Below are 16,497 nucleotides of genomic sequence, written 5' to 3'. Positions count from 1 at the left end.
CAGGCCGAAGCTAGGCGGAAGGCGCGGGGGGAGCGGCCGGGGAGGCCGCTCCCCCCGACTGGCTCGGTACGGGGGTGGGCGTGGGTGTCGGCGTCGGGGTCGGCGTGGGGGTGGGTGCCGGGGTCGGCGTCGGGGTCGGCGTGGGAGTGGGAGTGGGAGTCGGCGTGGGGGTCGGCGTCGGCGTCGGGTCCGCCGGAGTCGGGGTCGGCGCCGGGCGGCCGCGGCCCTGGATGGAGATCACCGCGCCGGCCGGATCCACTCCGACCCGGGCGGTCCAGGCCCCTACGGGCTGGGCTTCGGAGTCCACGTTGATCCGTAGGGTGACCGATTCTCCTGGGGCGAGCCGCCCCGAGGTCTGGCTGGCCCGCAGCCACGGGGCGTCGGACCACAGCCGCCAGTCGACCGGGGCTCCGCCCGAGGCGGTGAGCGTCAGCAGGGTGGTCGAGCCCTGGGAGGAGGCGGTCGCGCTCAGCCGGCCGGGGGTGCCGGGTCCGGCGGGGGTGGCGGACGGCGCGGCGCCGCTGCTGATGACCTCGACGGAGACGTCGGGGGCGGCGGTGCCCGGGGCGAACTGGGGGTTGCCCGCGACGACGGCGGCGTTGCCCGCGTTCTCGTAGGCGGTCAGCGGGCGGCCGTCGGTGCGCGGCTGCGGGAGCTCCGCCTCGCTCGCCGAGATGCGGGTGGCTCCGTTGCCCACGGGTTCCCCGGTGCTCGGAGCCGCCCGGTACGCCGCCCACAGGGCCAGGACCGGGGCCGCGACGACGGTGGCGACCACGGTGGTGGTCACGGCGCGGGCGCGCAGCCGGTCGCGGCGGGCCGCCCGGTCCTTGGGGTCCATGGGGAAGCCGGTGCGGTCGAAGCGCGGGCCGGATCCGCTGACCCGTCGGCCGGTGCCCGAGCGGAGCATCGCGGCGCGGACGGCGGTGCGCGGGGCCGGGACCAGCGGGAGGCCGACGGTGTTGATGCCGCCCGAGCCGGGCCAGGGCGCGCCGACGCCGACGCGTTCGGCGACGCGGCGGCAGCGCGGGCAGTCGTCGACGTGGCGCACGAGCTCGGCGCGCAGGGCGGAGGACAGCAGTACGTTCCCGGCGCCGCCGTCTCCGCTGTCCCCGCCGCCTTCGCCGTCGTCGCCGGTGAGCCGGGACACGGTCGGGCAGTTGCCGGTTTCCACGACGGCGAGGGCGGCGCGGGTGCGCTCGACCTCGCAGGCGGCCGCGGAGAGCAGTTCGCGGGCGGCGGCCGGGGGCGTGCCGAGGACGGAGGCGAGTTCGGTGACGCCGAGGCGGTGGCGGACGGCGAGTTCGAGGGCCTCGCGCTGCTCGGGGGTGGTGCCGGCCGCCTCGGGCCAGGCGAGCCGGGCGAGCTCGGCATGGCGGTGGGCCGCCGAGGGTTCGAGCGCCTCTGCGCCCGTCTTCCCTTCCGGGCCGGTGGCGAAACCGGCGGCGGAGGCGGTCGTGGACGTGGTCGTGGTCGTGGAAGCGGCGGTCCCGTGCGCCGGATCCGGCGCACGGTCCCGGCTCATGCGCTCCGGCGCACGCCGGGCGGAATGCGCTCCCCCGTGCCCGTGCCCGTAGCCCGCCCCGTATCCGTGCCGCGTGCGCCGCCGCTCGGCGAGCCGGCGCAGGCAGGCCCAGCGCGCGAGGGCGTAGAGCCAGGCGCGCCGGGCCCCTTCATCGGGGCAGCGGCCCGGGTGCCGTTCGGCTACGGCGAGGACGTCGCCGAGCACGTCGGTGGCGGTGTCGTGGTCACACAGGACCGAGAGGCAGTACGTGAACAAGCCGTCCAGGTAGGGCTCGTGCCGGAACGGTGGCGGCGGCTGCTCCGCCTTCGTCCCCTCGGTGGGCGCGCGCCCGTGCGCCCGGTGTGCGCCGGTGCGCGATGCGGGGTCTGCCTGGTTGCTGCTGTTCACTCGGCGACCGTAGGCGGCGCGCCGGTGGTGCCCCGGAAGCCTTCACCACTTTTAGCCCTTACGGGTGAACAGATCGGCATCGTGCTGACAGCGCCCCTGACGCCGCACGCCAGAGGGCGGACCGGAAGGTGCACGACGGTGCACGGCGGCGGACGGCGGAGTGCGGCGGCGGACGGCGGAAGGTCCACGGCGGTGGACGGCGGGACGGGGCTGTCGGTGGCGGCGGCTACGGTGGGCCGCATGGCTGCCCGTACATCTCGTTCATCCGCCAAGGACCGGCCGTCCTACCGTTGTACCGAGTGCGGGTACTCCACCGCCAAGTGGCTCGGCCGGTGCCCCGAGTGCCAGGCCTGGGGCACCGTCGAGGAGCTGGGCGGCGCGCCCGCCGTGCGGACCACCGCGGCGGGCCGGGTCACCACGGCCGCCGTGCCGATCGGGCAGGTCGACGTGCGGACGGCGACCGCCCGCAGCACCGGAGTGAGCGAGCTGGACCGGGTGCTGGGCGGCGGGCTGGTCCCCGGCGCGGTCGTGCTGCTCGCGGGCGAGCCGGGCGTCGGCAAGTCCACGCTGCTGCTCGACGTCGCGGCGAAGGCCGCCAGCGACGAGCACCGCACCCTGTACGTCACGGGCGAGGAGTCGGCGAGCCAGGTGCGGCTGCGGGCCGACCGGATCAACGCGCTCAGCGACCACCTCTACCTGGCCGCCGAGACCGATCTGTCCGCCGTCCTCGGGCACCTCGACGCGGTGAAGCCCTCGCTGCTGATCATGGACTCCGTACAGACGGTCGCCTCCCCGGAGATCGACGGCGCGCCCGGCGGCATGGCCCAGGTCCGGGAGGTGGCCGGGGCGCTGATCCGGGCCTCCAAGGAGCGCGGGATGTCCACGCTGCTGGTCGGCCACGTCACCAAGGACGGGGCGATCGCCGGTCCCCGGCTGCTGGAGCACCTGGTCGACGTCGTACTGAGCTTCGAGGGCGACCGGCACGCGCGGCTGCGCCTCGTACGCGGTGTGAAGAACCGGTACGGCACCACGGACGAGGTCGGCTGCTTCGAGCTGACCGACGAGGGCATCAACGGACTCGCCGACCCGAGCGGGCTGTTCCTGACCCGCCGCGCCGAGCCCGTCCCGGGCACCTGCCTGACGGTGACGCTGGAGGGCAAGCGGCCGCTGGTCGCCGAGGTGCAGGCGCTGACGGTGGACTCGCAGATCCCCTCGCCGCGCCGGACCACCTCGGGTCTGGAGACCTCGCGCGTCTCGATGATGCTGGCGGTACTGGAGCAGCGCGGCCGGATCACGGCGCTGGGCAAGCGGGACATCTACTCCGCCACCGTGGGCGGAGTGAAACTCACCGAGCCGGCCGCCGACCTGGCGATCGCCCTGGCCCTGGCCTCGGCGGCCAGCGACGTACCGCTCCCGAAGAACCTGGTCGCCATCGGCGAGGTCGGGCTCGCGGGCGAGGTGCGGCGGGTGACGGGCGTACAGCGGCGGCTCGCGGAGGCGTACCGGCTGGGCTTCACGCACGCGCTGGTACCGGTGGATCCGGGGAAGGTGCCGGCCGGGATGAAGGTGACCGAGGTCGCCGACATGGGCGATGCGCTACGGGTGCTGCCGCGCGGGCGGTCGCGTACGGCGGAGAAGGAACGGGACGCGCGCTAGCCAACCGGATCCGGGCCTGAGGGGCAGGTCAGGGGGCAGGTCAGGGGGTCCGTACGGGGGCCTCCCGGGGCGATGCCGGTCAAGGGACGGCGGGCGCACGGGCCGCGCCGGTAGACTTTGCGCTGGTCCGCCCGGCCGTACGCAGGCGGTACAACCCGCGACCGGAGGAGTGCAGTGGCAGCCAAGGACGGGGCAGCAGCATCCGGGAAGTCGGGCGCGAGCTCCAAGCAGGAGGCCATGATGCGTGCCTCGCTGAGCGCGGTCGCACCCGGTCAGCCGCTGCGCGACGGCCTCGAACGGATCGTCCGCGGCAACACCGGCGGGCTCATCGTCCTCGGCATGGACAAGTCCGTGGAAGCGATGTGCACGGGCGGTTTCGTCCTGGACGTGGAGTTCACCGCGACCCGCCTGCGCGAGCTGTGCAAGCTCGACGGCGCGCTGATCCTGGACAAGGACCTCACCAAGATCCTGCGCGCGGGCGTGCAGCTGGTGCCGGACGCGTCGATCCACACGGAGGAGACGGGCACCCGGCACCGGACCGCGGACCGCGTCTCGAAGCAGTGCGGGTTCCCGGTGGTGTCGGTGTCGCAGTCGATGCGGCTGATCGCGCTCTACGTGGACGGCGAGCGGCGCGTGCTGGAGGAGTCCGGGGCGATCCTGTCCCGGGCGAACCAGGCGCTGGCCACGCTGGAGCGGTACAAGCTCCGCCTGGACGAGGTAGCGGGCACGCTGTCCGCGCTGGAGATCGAGGACCTGGTGACGGTCCGCGATGTCACGGCGGTGGCGCAGCGGCTGGAAATGGTCCGCCGGATCGCGACGGAAATCGCGGAATACGTGGTCGAGCTGGGCACGGACGGCCGACTGCTGTCGCTCCAGCTGGACGAGCTGACGGTCGGGATCGAGCAGGAGCGCGAGCTGGTCATCCGGGACTACGTGCCGGAGCCGACGGCGAAGCGGTCGCGGACGGTGGAGGAAGCGCTGCCGGCGCTGGACGCGCTGACCCATCCGGAGCTGCTGGAACTGGCGATCGTGGCGAAGGCGCTGGGGTACACGGGTTCGCCGGAGACCCTGGACTCGGCGGTGTCCCCGCGGGGCTACCGACTGCTGGCGAAGGTGCCCCGGCTGCCGGGCGCGATCATCGAGCGGCTGGTGGAGCACTTCGGTGGCCTCCAGAAGCTGCTCGCCGCGTCGGTGGACGACCTCCAGACCGTCGACGGGGTCGGCGAGGCCCGTGCCCGTAGCGTCCGCGAGGGCCTGTCCCGCCTGGCGGAGTCCTCGATCCTGGAGCGGTACGTCTAGGGAGCTGGATTTTCCAGCCCCGCCGGCGTTTGAGGCGCGGGGGTCCGGGGGCTGGCCCCCGGCCACGGCGCCGCGCGGTTAGTCCTGCTTCAGCACGAACGAGGTTCGGGCCACCGGCATCCCGGGGGACTTGACCTCGACCACGTACGTGTCCGCCACAGCAGCCCCCGCCGGAGGCGACCCGCACTGGGTCGCCGCGCTGAAGTGGCGGTCCCATTCCAGGGATTGCTTCGTCTCGCCCTGCGAGGGGACGCGGAAGAAGACGTTGGCCGCGCCCGTCGGGCAGTCCGACGAGGACCAGACCGACTTCGCGTTGCTCGCCTGAGTGATGGTCAGGACCGCCTGCTTCGGGCCGAGATCGACCTTGCACGTGGTGCCGGAGACATTGCGCGCGATGAGTTCGAGGCGGGGCTTCTCGTTCGCCTCGTACTCGTTCTTCACGCTCTTGACCTCCCATTGCAGCGCACCCGCCGCGCACGTGGGCAGCGGTGAGTCCGCCGGGACGGTCTGGTTGACGGCGGAGCCGCCGGAGCCGCCGGAGCCCCCGTCCGCCGCGCCCTGGTCGCCGCCCGGCTCGCCGTTCTTGCCGGGGCCCGTGCCGGGGCTCGCGCCCGGGTCGGCGCCCGCGCCCGTACCGCCGGTGCCCGTGCCCGTGCCCGACTCGCCGCGGCCGCCCGGGGCCTGACTGATCGCCGGGCCGGAGCCGGAGGGGCCGGGGGTGATCTGGGTGACGGGATCGGAGCCGCCCCGGCCCTTGCCGTTCGCACTCGTCTTCCCCCCGCCGGAGCTGACGGTCCATACGGCGAGGAGCGCCAGGAGCGCGGCAACGGACGCCAGCACGGCCCTCCGTCGCCAGTAGATGGAGGAGGGGAGCGGCCCGACCGGATTGCGCAGAGATCCCACGGACGGAACTTTACGAGAGTCCGGGGCGCGATCCGTGCCCCACATGCCGCGCAGACGGCTTGTTTTGCCGATGATCATCTCGCCGAGGCGGCCGGGACCGGCCGGAATCGGCCAGGCACTGATGAGGGCGTTATTCCACTTTGGGTACCGTCAGTGACCATGGACAGCTCCGGCCTCTACCTCGACATCACCGACTTCGCCCACTCGACCCCCGCGTGGGTCCAATCGGCCTTCGAGGTCTGGACGAAGTACGGACTGTTCGTCTTCGGCGCCCTCTTCATAGCCGTGTGGTGGCGCGCACGCGGCGGGCGCGACCCCCGGACCGTCGCGCTCGCCCTGCTCGCACCCCTGGCCACCGCCCTCGCGTACGTGGGCTCGGAGCTGGTGAAGTCCAGCGTGGACGAGGAGCGCCCCTGCCGGGCCGTGGCCGGAGCGGCGGCCTCGCTCGTCAAGTGCCCGGCCACCGGCGACTGGTCCTTCCCGAGCAATCACGCCACCATCGCGGGCGCCGCCGCCGTCGCGCTGGCCCTGGCCGTGAGCCGCCTCGCGCTGCTGACCGTTCCGCTCGCGCTGCTGATGGCCTTCTCCCGCGTGTTCGTCGGCGTCCACTACCCGCACGACGTGGCGATGGGCCTGCTGCTGGGCGCCAGTCTCGCCGCGCTCGCCGTCCTCGCCCTCACCGGTCCGACCAGTAGGATCATCGCCGCCATGCGGGCCAACGGCGGCCGCACCGCTGTCCTGATCGCGGGGCCGGGCCCGGCACGGTAGGGGCGAAACGTGCCAGGATGCCGTCTGCCATGACTGCATCCTCGTCCTCGACGCCCCCCTCCGCCGCCGCGCTGCACTCCCCGGTCATCGCGTGGTTCGACGGACATGCCCGCGACCTTCCCTGGCGCCGCCCCGAGGCCGGCCCCTGGGGGGTGATGGTCAGCGAGTTCATGCTCCAGCAGACCCCCGTCAACCGGGTCCTGCCGGTGTACGAGCAGTGGCTGGCCCGCTGGCCCCGCCCCGCCGACCTGGCCGCCGAGGCTCCCGGAGAGGCCGTACGGGCCTGGGGGCGGCTCGGTTATCCGCGCCGGGCCCTGCGCCTGCACGGCGCGGCCCTCGCGATAACGGAGCGGCACGGGGGCGACGTACCGCGCGAGCACGCGCAGCTGCTGGCGCTGCCCGGGATCGGCGAGTACACGGCGGCCGCCGTGGCCTCCTTCGCGTACGGGCAGCGGCACGCCGTCCTGGACACCAACGTGCGCCGGGTCTTCGCGCGCACCGCGACGGGGGTCGAGTACCCGCCGAACGCCACGACCGCCGCCGAGCGGCGCCTGGCGCGGGCCCTGCTGCCCGAGGACGAGGAGACCGCGGCCCGCTGGGCGGCGGCCTCGATGGAGCTCGGGGCCCTGGTCTGCACGGCCAAGTCACCGGACTGCGCGCGCTGCCCCGTGGCCGGGCTGTGCGCGTGGCGGCTCGCCGGGAAGCCCGCGCACGAGGGGCCGCCGAGGCGCGGGCAGACGTACGCCGGTACGGACCGGCAGGTGCGCGGCAAGCTCCTCGCGGTGCTGCGCGAGGCGGTCGGCGCGGTGCCGCAGTCGGTCCTCGACACGGTCTGGGGCGAGCCCGTACAGCGGGCCCGGGCCCTGGACGGGCTGGTCGCGGACGGGCTGGTGGAGCCGCTGGCCGGGCGGATGTACCGGCTTCCGGCGGGGCTCCCCGCGGGGGGCCCGGCGGTGAACCCGGCAGAGGAACCCACGGCCACCGGGGGCTGACTCAGGGATTCCGCTTAGCCGGAGAAACCGCAGCTCACAGCCGCTGTTACACAACCTATGGGTGTCCGTGCGTCCACCGAAGGCTCACTCGCACAGGCCCGTGACAGTGCCTCCGTAACGTCGAACCCGTAAGACAGCGGATCAGCGGGTGGACGGTAGCGGAGGCGGTCTGAGATGGCGCACGGCGATGTACTCGAATTCGAAGAGTACGTACGCACTCGGCAGGACGCGCTGCTGCGCAGTGCCCGTCGCCTGGTCCCGGACCCGACCGACGCGCAGGACCTCCTGCAGACCGCCCTCGTGCGCACCTACGGCCGCTGGGACGGCATCGCCGACAAGTCCCTCGCCGATGCCTACCTGCGCCGCGTCATGATCAACACGCGCACCGAGTGGTGGCGTGCCCGCAAGCTCGAAGAGGTCCCCACCGAGCAGCTCCCCGACGCCTCGGTCGAGGACGGCTCGGACCAGCGCGCCGACCGCGCCCTGCTGATGGACATCCTCAAGGTGCTCGCGCCCAAGCAGCGCAGCGTGGTCGTGCTGCGACACTGGGAGCAGATGAGCACCGAGGAGACGGCCGCGGCGCTCGGCATGTCGGCGGGAACCGTGAAGAGCACTCTGCACCGCGCACTGGCCCGTCTCCGGCAGGAGCTGGAGAGCCGGGACCTGGACATGCGTGCGCTGGAGCGCGGTGACCACACCATCAGGTACGAGGGGCGTGAGCGGTGCGCGGCCTGAACGGCCACAAGCGGGGCCTGAGCGCCAAGAGCTCAGTGGTACTCATGTCGGCGGGGACGGCTGTCCTCGCCGGCACTGTGCTGTTCGCGGCCGGCTGCTCCACCGGAGGCACCGGTCTGCGCGACGGCGGCCCGGCCCGCACCGATTCGGTGGCCAAGACCGGCGCGCCCTCCTCCGCTCCCGCCGAGCACGACGGGGCGGCCAGCACCGTTCCCCTCGCTCCCCAGGCCTCCGGCAAGACGGGCAAGAAGGTGGACCCGGTCGAGCTGCTCAAGGCGGATCCCAAGGTCAGCGCCGAGATCAAGCGGGACCTGAAGCCCTGCACGGGCAAGGAGTACCCGGTCGACGTCAGCTACGGGAAGGTCACCGGCGGCCCGGCCGTCGACATCGTGGTCAACGTCCTGTCCTGCGCCGACGCCCTGGGCCGCGGTACGTACGTGTACCGCGAGGAGGGCACGAAGTACGAGAATGTCTTCGCCGACGAGCAGCCGCCCGTCTACGCGGAGATCGACCGGGGGGACCTGGTCGTCACCAAGCAGATCTACGCGAAGAGCGAGGCGCTCGCCTATCCGTCGGGCGAGGACGTGATCACGTACCGCTGGAACGGGGAGAAGTTCACCGAGCAGGACCGGGTGCACACCGACTACAGCAACGTGGTCGACGGCGGGGTCGCCCCCGCTCCCGCCGTCACTCCGAAGAGCTGACAATCAGAGAACCGCGTACGAGAACCGCGTACGAGTACGAGTACCGAGGCGAGGCGAGGCTCCCGAATGGCCGATACCCATGTCCTGTTCGTGGAGGACGACGACGTCATCCGTGAGGCCACGACCCTGGCGCTGGAGCGCGACGGGTTCGTGGTCACCGCCATGCCCGACGGACTGTCCGGCCTGGAGTCCTTCCGGGCGGACCGGCCCGACATCGCCCTGCTCGACGTGATGGTGCCCGGCATGGACGGCGTGAGCCTGTGCCGCCGCATCCGCGACGAGTCCACGGTCCCCGTGATCATGCTGTCGGCCCGTGCCGACTCCATCGACGTGGTCCTGGGCCTGGAGGCGGGCGCCGACGACTACGTCACCAAGCCCTTCGACGGCTCCGTCCTCGTCGCCCGCATCCGCGCGGTCCTGCGCCGCTTCGGCCACGCCGGCGGCCCGCAGGGCGGCGGATCGGGCGGCGACGGCGAGGGGGACGACGACGAGCGCGGGGTCCTGGTCTTCGGCGACCTGGAGGTCGACACGGAGGGCATGGAGGTGCGCAAGGCCGGTGCCTCGGTGGCGCTGACGCCCACCGAGATGCGGCTGCTGCTGGAGTTCTCCACCTCCCCGGGTACCGTCCTCTCGCGTGACCGGCTGCTGGAGCGGGTCTGGGACTACGACTGGGGTGGCGACACCCGGGTGGTGGACGTCCACGTCCAGCGCCTGCGCACCAAGATCGGGCAGGACCGGATCGAGACGGTCCGGGGTTTCGGATACAAGCTGAAGGCCTGATGCCTTGAGAAGAACGAACGCGGGGAGAGCACGCGGATGAGCACGCGGATGAGCACGGGGATGAAGCGGGCATGAAGCGGTTCACCCTCCGGACCGGAATCCGCTGGAAGATCACGCTCGCCATCGCTTCCGTCGGCGCCCTCACCGCCCTCGCGCTCAGCCTGGTGGTGCACAGCGCTGCCCGCGTGTCGATGCTGGAGAGCGCCCGCGAGGTGCAGCTGGACCGGGTCCAGTTCATCTCCCGCAACGCCGAGGCCGGCCGCAAGCCGCCCATGGGCGCCAAGCTGAACGACCCCGAACTGCCAGCGGACCTGCGCGAGAAGGCCCGCTCCGGGCGTCGCGGCACCTACATCCAGGAGAACCCGCGCGGGCTCCCCGAGGTGTGGGCGGCCGTACCGCTCGGCAACGGGCAGGTGCTCTCGCTGCACACCCAGTTCCGGGAGAGCGCCAACATGGTGCGCGACCTGGACCGGGCCCTGGTCGTCGGCTCCCTCGCGGTGGTGGTCGGCGGCTCCGCACTCGGCGTGCTCATCGGCGGACAGATCTCGCGCCGGCTGCGCAAGGCCGCGGCCGCCGCCCAGCGGGTGGCGCACGGGGACCCCGAGGTACGGGTCCGGGACGCGGTCGGCGGCGTCGTGCGCGACGAGACCGACGATCTCGCGCGGGCCGTCGACGCGATGGCGGACGCGCTCCAGCAGCGGCTGGAGGCCGAGCGGCGGGTGACCGCCGACATCGCGCACGAGCTGCGCACCCCGGTGACCGGCCTGCTCACGGCGGCGGAACTGCTGCCTCCGGGCCGGCCGACCGAGCTCGTACGGGACCGCGCGCAGGCCCTGCGGGCGCTGGTCGAGGACGTGCTGGAGGTGGCCCGGCTGGACAGCACGTCCGAGCGGGCGGAGCTCCAGGACGTGGCACTGGGCGAGTTCGTGAGCCGCCGGGTCAACTCCCTGATGCCGGAGGCGACCGTACGGATCGTCGCGGACGAGATCGTCAGCACCGACCCGCGCCGCCTGGAGCGGATCCTCGGGAACCTCCTCGCGAACGCCGCGCGGTACGGGCGGGCGCCCGTCCAGGTCGACGTCGAGGGCCGGGTCGTACGGGTCCGGGACCACGGGCCGGGATTCCCGGAAGCGCTGCTGCGCGAGGGGCCTAGCCGGTTCCGCACCGGGTCCACGGACCGCGCCGGCGTGGGGCACGGGCTGGGGCTGACCATCGCGGAGGGGCAGGCGCGGGTGCTGGGCGCCCGGCTGACGTTCCGCAACGTGGCGGCCCCGGGCGGCTTCGTCCAGGGCGGCGCGGCGGCCGGGGCGGTGGCGGTGCTGTGGCTGCCGGAGCACGCGCCGACGGCCACGGGCAGCTTCCCGATCGTGCGGCTGCCCTGACCGGGCGGAACCGTATCGCGACCAACGGCTGTTCGATTGCGGACGTCGATGTTTTAGCATCCGATCCATGACTGACGGTACGGATCGCCCGCAAAACCCCCAGCCCGCACCCGGCGCCCCCGACAACGGCGGCTACGGATACCCGCAGGGGCAGATACCCGCAGGCGGGTACGGCTATCCGCAGGCCGGCCAGCCCGGGGGCTACGGCTACCCGCCCGCGCCCGGTGCGCCCGGTGCGCCCGGCGGCTTCGGCCCGCCGGCCGACGGGCAGGTCCCGCCCGCCGGATACGGCTACCCGCAGCCGGGTCCGTACCAGCAGGGCCCCTTCCCGCAGGTGCCGCCCGTACCCGGTCCGTTCCAGCCGTCGCCCGACGAGCCGGACTGGAACGCGCTGGCGGAAGGCGCCGAGCGGGACCGGCGCAAGAAGCGGCTGTGGGCGGTCATCGGCGGGGCGACCGCACTGGTCCTGCTCGCCGGCGGCGGGGCGGCGTTCCTGCTGCTCGGCGACGACAAGGGCTCCGACGACGCCAAGCCGCAGGCGAGCGGCTCGCCGTCGGCCTCCGCCTCGCCCTCCCCCTCGGCGAGCGGCTCCAAGGCGCCGGACAACATCCCGACCGCCCCCGACGACCCGACGGTCCTGCGCGACCGCGCCGGCAAGTCGCCGCTGAAGATGGGCCCGGAGGCCTCCGCCGTGCCGGTCGACAAGCGGTTCGAGTTCCGTACGACCGGAACCCCGAACTCGTGCGCGGAGTCCCAGAAGGCGCTCATCGACGTGTCGAAGAGCTTCACCGTCTCGGCCCGGATCTCGAACACCGCCGCGAAGGGGCGGCAGATCGCCGTCAGCCAGGGCAACGAGAAGACGTTCGCCTTCGAACTGGGCTCGGACGAGGTGAACGGCAAGCCGGCGTGGATCTTCCGGGTCCAGACGAACAAGGAGGGCGCGGACAGCACCACGCAGACCGTCGTGGCCGAGGGCCGCAAGATGGACAACACCATGACGGAGCTGACCGCCACCTACAACGCCACGGACAAGATGATCACGCTGTTCGTGAACGGCAAGCAGATCAACGAGGCCAAGGTCCCCGGCATCTACAAGGCCCCCGGGCCGCTGGAGCTGGGCCGCACCCGCGCCCAGGGCAACTGGGCCGGGGCCTGGGCCGGGAGCATGGACAGCCTGCGGATCTACAAGATCGCGCTGTCGCCGGAGCAGGTGGACGACCAGCAGCCGGGCAAGATCGACCCTTCGATCAGGCCGGTCGGGGCCTGGCTGCTGTTCTGATCCCGCCGGCCGACCGGACGGGTCGGAGGGGCCGGACAGGTCAGACGGTGACGCCGACCGTCCGCAGGAAGGCGACCGGGTTCACGGCCGAACCGTAGTTCGGGGTGGTCCGGATCTCGAAGTGGAGGTGCGGGCCGCTCGAATTGCCGGTGTTGCCGGACAGGGCGATCTGCTGGCCCATCGAGACCTTCTGGCCGATCTTGACCTGGATCTTCGAGAGGTGCGCGTACTGCGAGTACGTGTTGTCCGCGTGCTTGATCACGATGGCGTTGCCGTACGCCGGGCCGTCGCCGCCGCCGTTCGGGCCGGCCTTGACCACGGTGCCCGCCGAGACGGCCTCGACCGGGGTGCCGACGGGGACGGCGAAGTCCTGGCCGGAGTGCTTGTGCGACCACATGGCGCCGCCCACGCCGAAGGTCGCGGAGAGCGTGTAGCGCTCCACCGGCTTCTCCCAGGTGACGGCCGGCTTCGCGGCGACCGCCGCGGCCTGGGCGGTGGCCTGCTCGGCGACGAGCTCGGCGGTGCCGGCCAGGGCGGTCTGGGCCTCGTCCGCGAAGGCTGCGGTCGTCCCGGCCCCGAGCGCCAGGGCCGCACCGAGAGCGGTGGCGCCGATGGCGATACGGGTACGACGGGTGATGACGCGCTTCGGGGACATCGAGGAACCTCCGGGGCCGGGGACGGGGACGGTGCTTCGGGCAAGAGAGGACCCGGCACGCTGAGCGGGGTGCCGGGCCTGCTTGCCCACCCTTGGTAACCCGGGCCCCCCGGCTTCCCCAAACCCCCCGATTACTACCCGGCCTCGTAGGTGCGGGGAGGGCTGTCCGTCCTGTTGACCGCGTCGTCACTGGGGTTGGGGTAGGGCAAATCGGACGTTCGGATCTACGAATGCTCCTAGTAGGTCCGATTTGCCCTGTGCGGCTTGTCACCGGCCCGGGACCTCCGCACCCCCTTCTTCGGGCCCAAAGCCCTGCGCCGCGTTCCGCCCGGAGCTACGCTCACGCCTCGTGGACGCATCCGTGATCGGGATCCGGCTGGCCTCGGGGGTCGTGACCCCCCTCGTGAAGAAGCTCTTCCGGGGGGAGGGGGCCGGCGCCGGACTCGTGGACCGGCCCGTGCGGATCTCCTCCTACGTCTCCGTGCGCGAGCAGCGCGTCCTGTCCCGGGACGATCTGCGCCGGCTCGCGGAGAAGCTGGTCGCCGAGGCCTTGCGGGCCCCCGGCGAGCACCCGCTCCCGCCCGGCGAGGAGGCGGGGGTCCCGGCCGCGCTCGCCGCCACCCTGTACGCGCTCGGGGACATCGCCCTGGAGGACGTACATGCGGTGCGGATGGGCCCGCGGGCCTTCGCGGCCGAACTGCGCAGGGCCGCGCCCGCCACGGGCCTGGGGCGGGACGCCGAGCTCTTCCACGACCGGCTGCTGGAGCTCACCTGCCTGCACATCCTGCACTTCTTCACCACCCGCTCCACCTTCATCCCGGCCGCCCTGGTGGAGCAGGCCCGCCGCCAGACCGAGGTGATCGACAAGATCGACACCCTGATCGCCCGGATCCCCCGCCAGGACGCCGGGGACGCGGAGTTCGAGCGCAGGTACCGGGCGTACCTCGTCAAACGGCACGCCACCCTGACGATCTTCGGGCTGGACCTGGCGCCGGGCTCGGACCGCTGGCCGCTGGACCTGGCCTACGTGAACCTGGAGGTGACCTCGCGCTCCCGCCACACCGGCGGCCTCGGCCCGCGCGGCGCCGACGGGGGCACGGGCGGGACCCACGCGTTCCACAGCGCTCCCGTCACCACTGAGGAGACCCTCGCCCGCTGCGAGCGGGTCCTGCTGCGCGGCGAGGCCGGCTCCGGCAAGACCACGCTCATCCAGTGGCTGGCCGTCTCCACCGCCCGGGACGCGGACGGCGCCGGGGGCGGCGGCGGTGGCGGGGGCGGCGGCGGTGGCGGGGGCGGGCTCATCCCCTACGTGCTGCCCCTGCGGACCCTGACCGGGCACGGGGAGCGGCTGCCCGCCCCCGAGGACTTCCTCGCCGCCACGGCGTTGAAGGGACGGGCGCCCGAGGGCTGGGAGGACCGGGTCCTACACGACGGGCGCGGCCTGGTCCTCGTCGACGGCATCGACGAGATCCCGGAGGCCGAGCGGGCCCGCGCCCGCAACTGGCTCTCCGACCTGATCGCCGCGTACCCCGGCAACCGCTGGCTCGTCACCTCCCGCCCCTCGGCGGTCCGCCAGGACTGGCTCGCCGACGACGGGTTCACCGAACTGGCCCTCTCCCCCATGAACCGCACCGAGGTCACCGGCTTCGTCGCCCGCTGGCACCGGGCGGCCACGGGGGCGGGCGAGGAGCCCGACGAGGACCTGTGCGAGCAGCTGCTGGACTCCCTGCGCACCAAGCCCGACCTGGCCCGGCTCGCCACCAACCCGCTGCTGTGCGGGCTGATCTGCGCCCTGCACCGCGAACGCCGGGGGTTCCTGCCCTCCGGCCGCAAGGAGCTGTACGCGGCCGCCTTGTCGATGCTGCTGCACCGCCGGGACCGGGAGCGGGACCTGCGCCTTCCCTTCCTGGAGGAGGAGCCGCAGATCCAGCTGCTGCAACGGCTCGCGTACTGGCTGATCCGCAACGGCCGGGTCGAGATCGGCCGCGAACGGGCCGAGGGACTCATCGCGGCCGCGCTGCCCGCCGTACCGGCCGCGCGGGCCCTGGGCGACGCCCAGGCCGTCCTACGGCACTTCGTGGAGCGGAGCGGGCTGCTGCGGGCCCCCACGGAGGACACCGTCGAGTTCGTCCACCGCACCTTCCAGGACTTCCTGGGGGCCGGGGCGGCCCTGGACGAGGGGAGCCTCGGCGAACTGACCCGGCACGCGGACGACGACCAGTGGGAGGACGTCATCCGCATGGCGGTCGCCCAGGGCCGCCCCCGGGACCGCGCGGCGATCATCCGCGAGCTGCTGCTCCGCGACTCCGACCGCTCGGTGCTGCTGGCCCTGGCCTGCCTGGAGTACGCCGCCGAGCTGGAACCGGAGCTGCGGGACGCGGTGCGGATCGCGGCCGGGCGGCTGATCCCGCCGACCAGCTTCGACGCGGCGCGGTCCCTCGCGCGCTGCGGACCGCTGATCCTGGACCTGCTGCCGGGGCCGGAGGAGGTGCCGGACGACAACTCCGCGCACTGTTCGGTCCTCGCGGCCGGTGGCTGCGGTGCGGACGGGGCCATCCCCTACCTCGCCCGGTTCGCCGCCCATCCGTCATTCCAGGTGCGGCGCGAGCTGGTGGAGCTCTGGCACTCCTTCGACGCCCGCGAATTCGCGCAGGAGGTCCTCGGCCGCATCAAGCCCGCCCCCCACGACCTGACGGTCGCCTCGGACGCCGAACTGAGCGCGCTCGGATCCTTCCTCCCGCCGGCACGGAGCCTGACCGTCACGGGCACGGTGTCCGGGGACGCCCTGGCCGACTACCTGGGCCGGCGCCGGGTCCAGAGCCTGGCCCTGCTCGACGCCGACCTGACGGAGCTCGGCTTCCTCCGCGGGCAGACGGCCTTGCGCAGTGTCTACATCGCGGGGTGCGAGCGCCTCCTGGACCTGAGCGGGCTGTACGGGCTCGGGATCGAATCCTTCAACCTCAGCTCGACCGGAACTCCGTCCCTGGGACATCTGATCGCGAGCTGGCCCGGGCTGCGCGCCCTCACCTTGTACGGCCGTGGCATCGACTGGTCCTTCGACGACCTCGATCCGGGCGTGTCCCTGGCCCGGATCGGTCTCGACCGGGCCCCTTCCTCCTGGGCCGCGCTGGGCCGGATGCACGAGCTCGGAGAGCTCAGGCTCCACGACGTCTCCCCCGGAGCGGCCGGATGGGAAGTGATCCGAGGTCTGGGGAAGCTGAGGGAGCTGCACCTGGACGACCTCCGAGACATGCCCGACGGGTTGTCCCTGCCGGCCGTTCGCTTCTTCCCCGGTGTCCTCGCCGAAGCGCTCGGTGACCCGGCGGGACGCTTCGCCAACCACTGACGCCGAAAGGGGCGGCCCCGGAACCGAATGGGGACGGGCGCCCCCCCCCCGCGGGGGGGCAAGCCGCACGGGCGTTGCGGGCCCGGGAG

The 16,497-nt window shown here is 73.4% G+C and carries 13 protein-coding genes; 10 read left to right on the top strand and 3 right to left on the bottom strand.

The annotated features are described in order from the left end of the window. Positions 1–10: 10 nt before the first annotated feature. Entirely contained in the window at positions 11–1,909 is a 1,899-nt protein-coding gene (locus ACFXDJ_RS26855) for a hypothetical protein (RefSeq protein WP_384850524.1), read from the bottom strand. Positions 1,910–2,149: 240 nt separating this feature from the next. On the opposite strand from ACFXDJ_RS26855, the gene radA reads away from it, so the two are divergent. Together radA and disA are read left to right on the top strand one after the other, a co-directional pair. Next, positions 2,150–3,565 carry a DNA repair protein RadA gene (radA, locus tag ACFXDJ_RS26850; protein ID WP_384850521.1) on the top strand — a complete coding sequence of 472 codons (1,416 nt, stop codon included), beginning with the start codon at positions 2,150–2,152 and terminating at the stop codon, positions 3,563–3,565. A 174-nt stretch (positions 3,566–3,739) separates the two neighbouring features. Beyond that, complete coding sequence (gene disA / locus ACFXDJ_RS26845; RefSeq protein ID WP_384653339.1) at positions 3,740–4,864, top strand: DNA integrity scanning diadenylate cyclase DisA; 1,125 nt, start codon at positions 3,740–3,742, stop codon at positions 4,862–4,864. Positions 4,865–4,942: 78 nt separating this feature from the next. On the opposite strand, the gene ACFXDJ_RS26840 is transcribed toward disA, so the two are convergent. After that, complete coding sequence (locus tag ACFXDJ_RS26840) at positions 4,943–5,767, bottom strand: hypothetical protein (protein WP_384653341.1); 825 nt, start codon at positions 5,765–5,767, stop codon at positions 4,943–4,945. A 159-nt stretch (positions 5,768–5,926) separates the two neighbouring features. On the opposite strand from ACFXDJ_RS26840, the gene ACFXDJ_RS26835 reads away from it, so the two are divergent. From ACFXDJ_RS26835 to ACFXDJ_RS26805, 7 genes are all read left to right on the top strand, one after another. Beyond that, positions 5,927–6,535, top strand: a complete 609-nt coding sequence (locus tag ACFXDJ_RS26835) for a phosphatase PAP2 family protein (protein ID WP_384653343.1) — start codon at positions 5,927–5,929, stop codon at positions 6,533–6,535. 29 nt (positions 6,536–6,564) lie between these two features. Continuing rightward, entirely contained in the window at positions 6,565–7,527 is a 963-nt protein-coding gene (locus tag ACFXDJ_RS26830) for an A/G-specific adenine glycosylase (RefSeq protein ID WP_384653345.1), read from the top strand. Positions 7,528–7,701: 174 nt separating this feature from the next. Next, entirely contained in the window at positions 7,702–8,262 is a 561-nt protein-coding gene (locus ACFXDJ_RS26825; protein WP_376660303.1) for a SigE family RNA polymerase sigma factor, read from the top strand. A gap of 44 nt (positions 8,263–8,306) precedes the next feature. After that, positions 8,307–8,966 (top strand): hypothetical protein, encoded by a 660-nt coding sequence (locus ACFXDJ_RS26820; protein WP_384653357.1) that lies wholly within the window; start codon positions 8,307–8,309, stop codon positions 8,964–8,966. A gap of 66 nt (positions 8,967–9,032) precedes the next feature. Further along, positions 9,033–9,746 carry a two-component system response regulator CseB gene (gene cseB, locus ACFXDJ_RS26815; RefSeq protein WP_384653347.1) on the top strand — a complete coding sequence of 238 codons (714 nt, stop codon included), beginning with the start codon at positions 9,033–9,035 and terminating at the stop codon, positions 9,744–9,746. Between the two features lie 71 nt (positions 9,747–9,817). Further along, positions 9,818–11,128, top strand: coding sequence for a two-component system sensor histidine kinase CseC (gene cseC, locus ACFXDJ_RS26810; RefSeq protein WP_384653349.1), 1,311 nt, complete (start codon positions 9,818–9,820; stop codon positions 11,126–11,128). A gap of 67 nt (positions 11,129–11,195) precedes the next feature. After that, on the top strand, positions 11,196–12,407 hold the full coding sequence (locus ACFXDJ_RS26805) for a LamG-like jellyroll fold domain-containing protein (protein ID WP_384850518.1): 1,212 nt from the start codon (positions 11,196–11,198) through the stop codon (positions 12,405–12,407). A 40-nt stretch (positions 12,408–12,447) separates the two neighbouring features. On the opposite strand, the gene ACFXDJ_RS26800 is transcribed toward ACFXDJ_RS26805, so the two are convergent. Further along, positions 12,448–13,062, bottom strand: a complete 615-nt coding sequence (locus ACFXDJ_RS26800) for a M23 family metallopeptidase (RefSeq protein ID WP_384653353.1) — start codon at positions 13,060–13,062, stop codon at positions 12,448–12,450. Positions 13,063–13,411: 349 nt separating this feature from the next. On the opposite strand from ACFXDJ_RS26800, the gene ACFXDJ_RS26795 reads away from it, so the two are divergent. After that, a complete protein-coding gene (locus tag ACFXDJ_RS26795) occupies positions 13,412–16,408 on the top strand; it encodes an NACHT domain-containing protein (protein WP_384850515.1) in 2,997 nt (998 codons plus the stop codon). Positions 16,409–16,497: the final 89 nt, after the last annotated feature.

The organism is Streptomyces sp. NPDC059443 (assembly GCF_042750105.1).
In the GTDB taxonomy this organism is placed as follows: domain Bacteria; phylum Actinomycetota; class Actinomycetes; order Streptomycetales; family Streptomycetaceae; genus Streptomyces.
The sequence above is the reverse complement of the archived record's forward strand: the minus strand, read 5'-3'. Positions and strand labels throughout refer to the sequence as shown.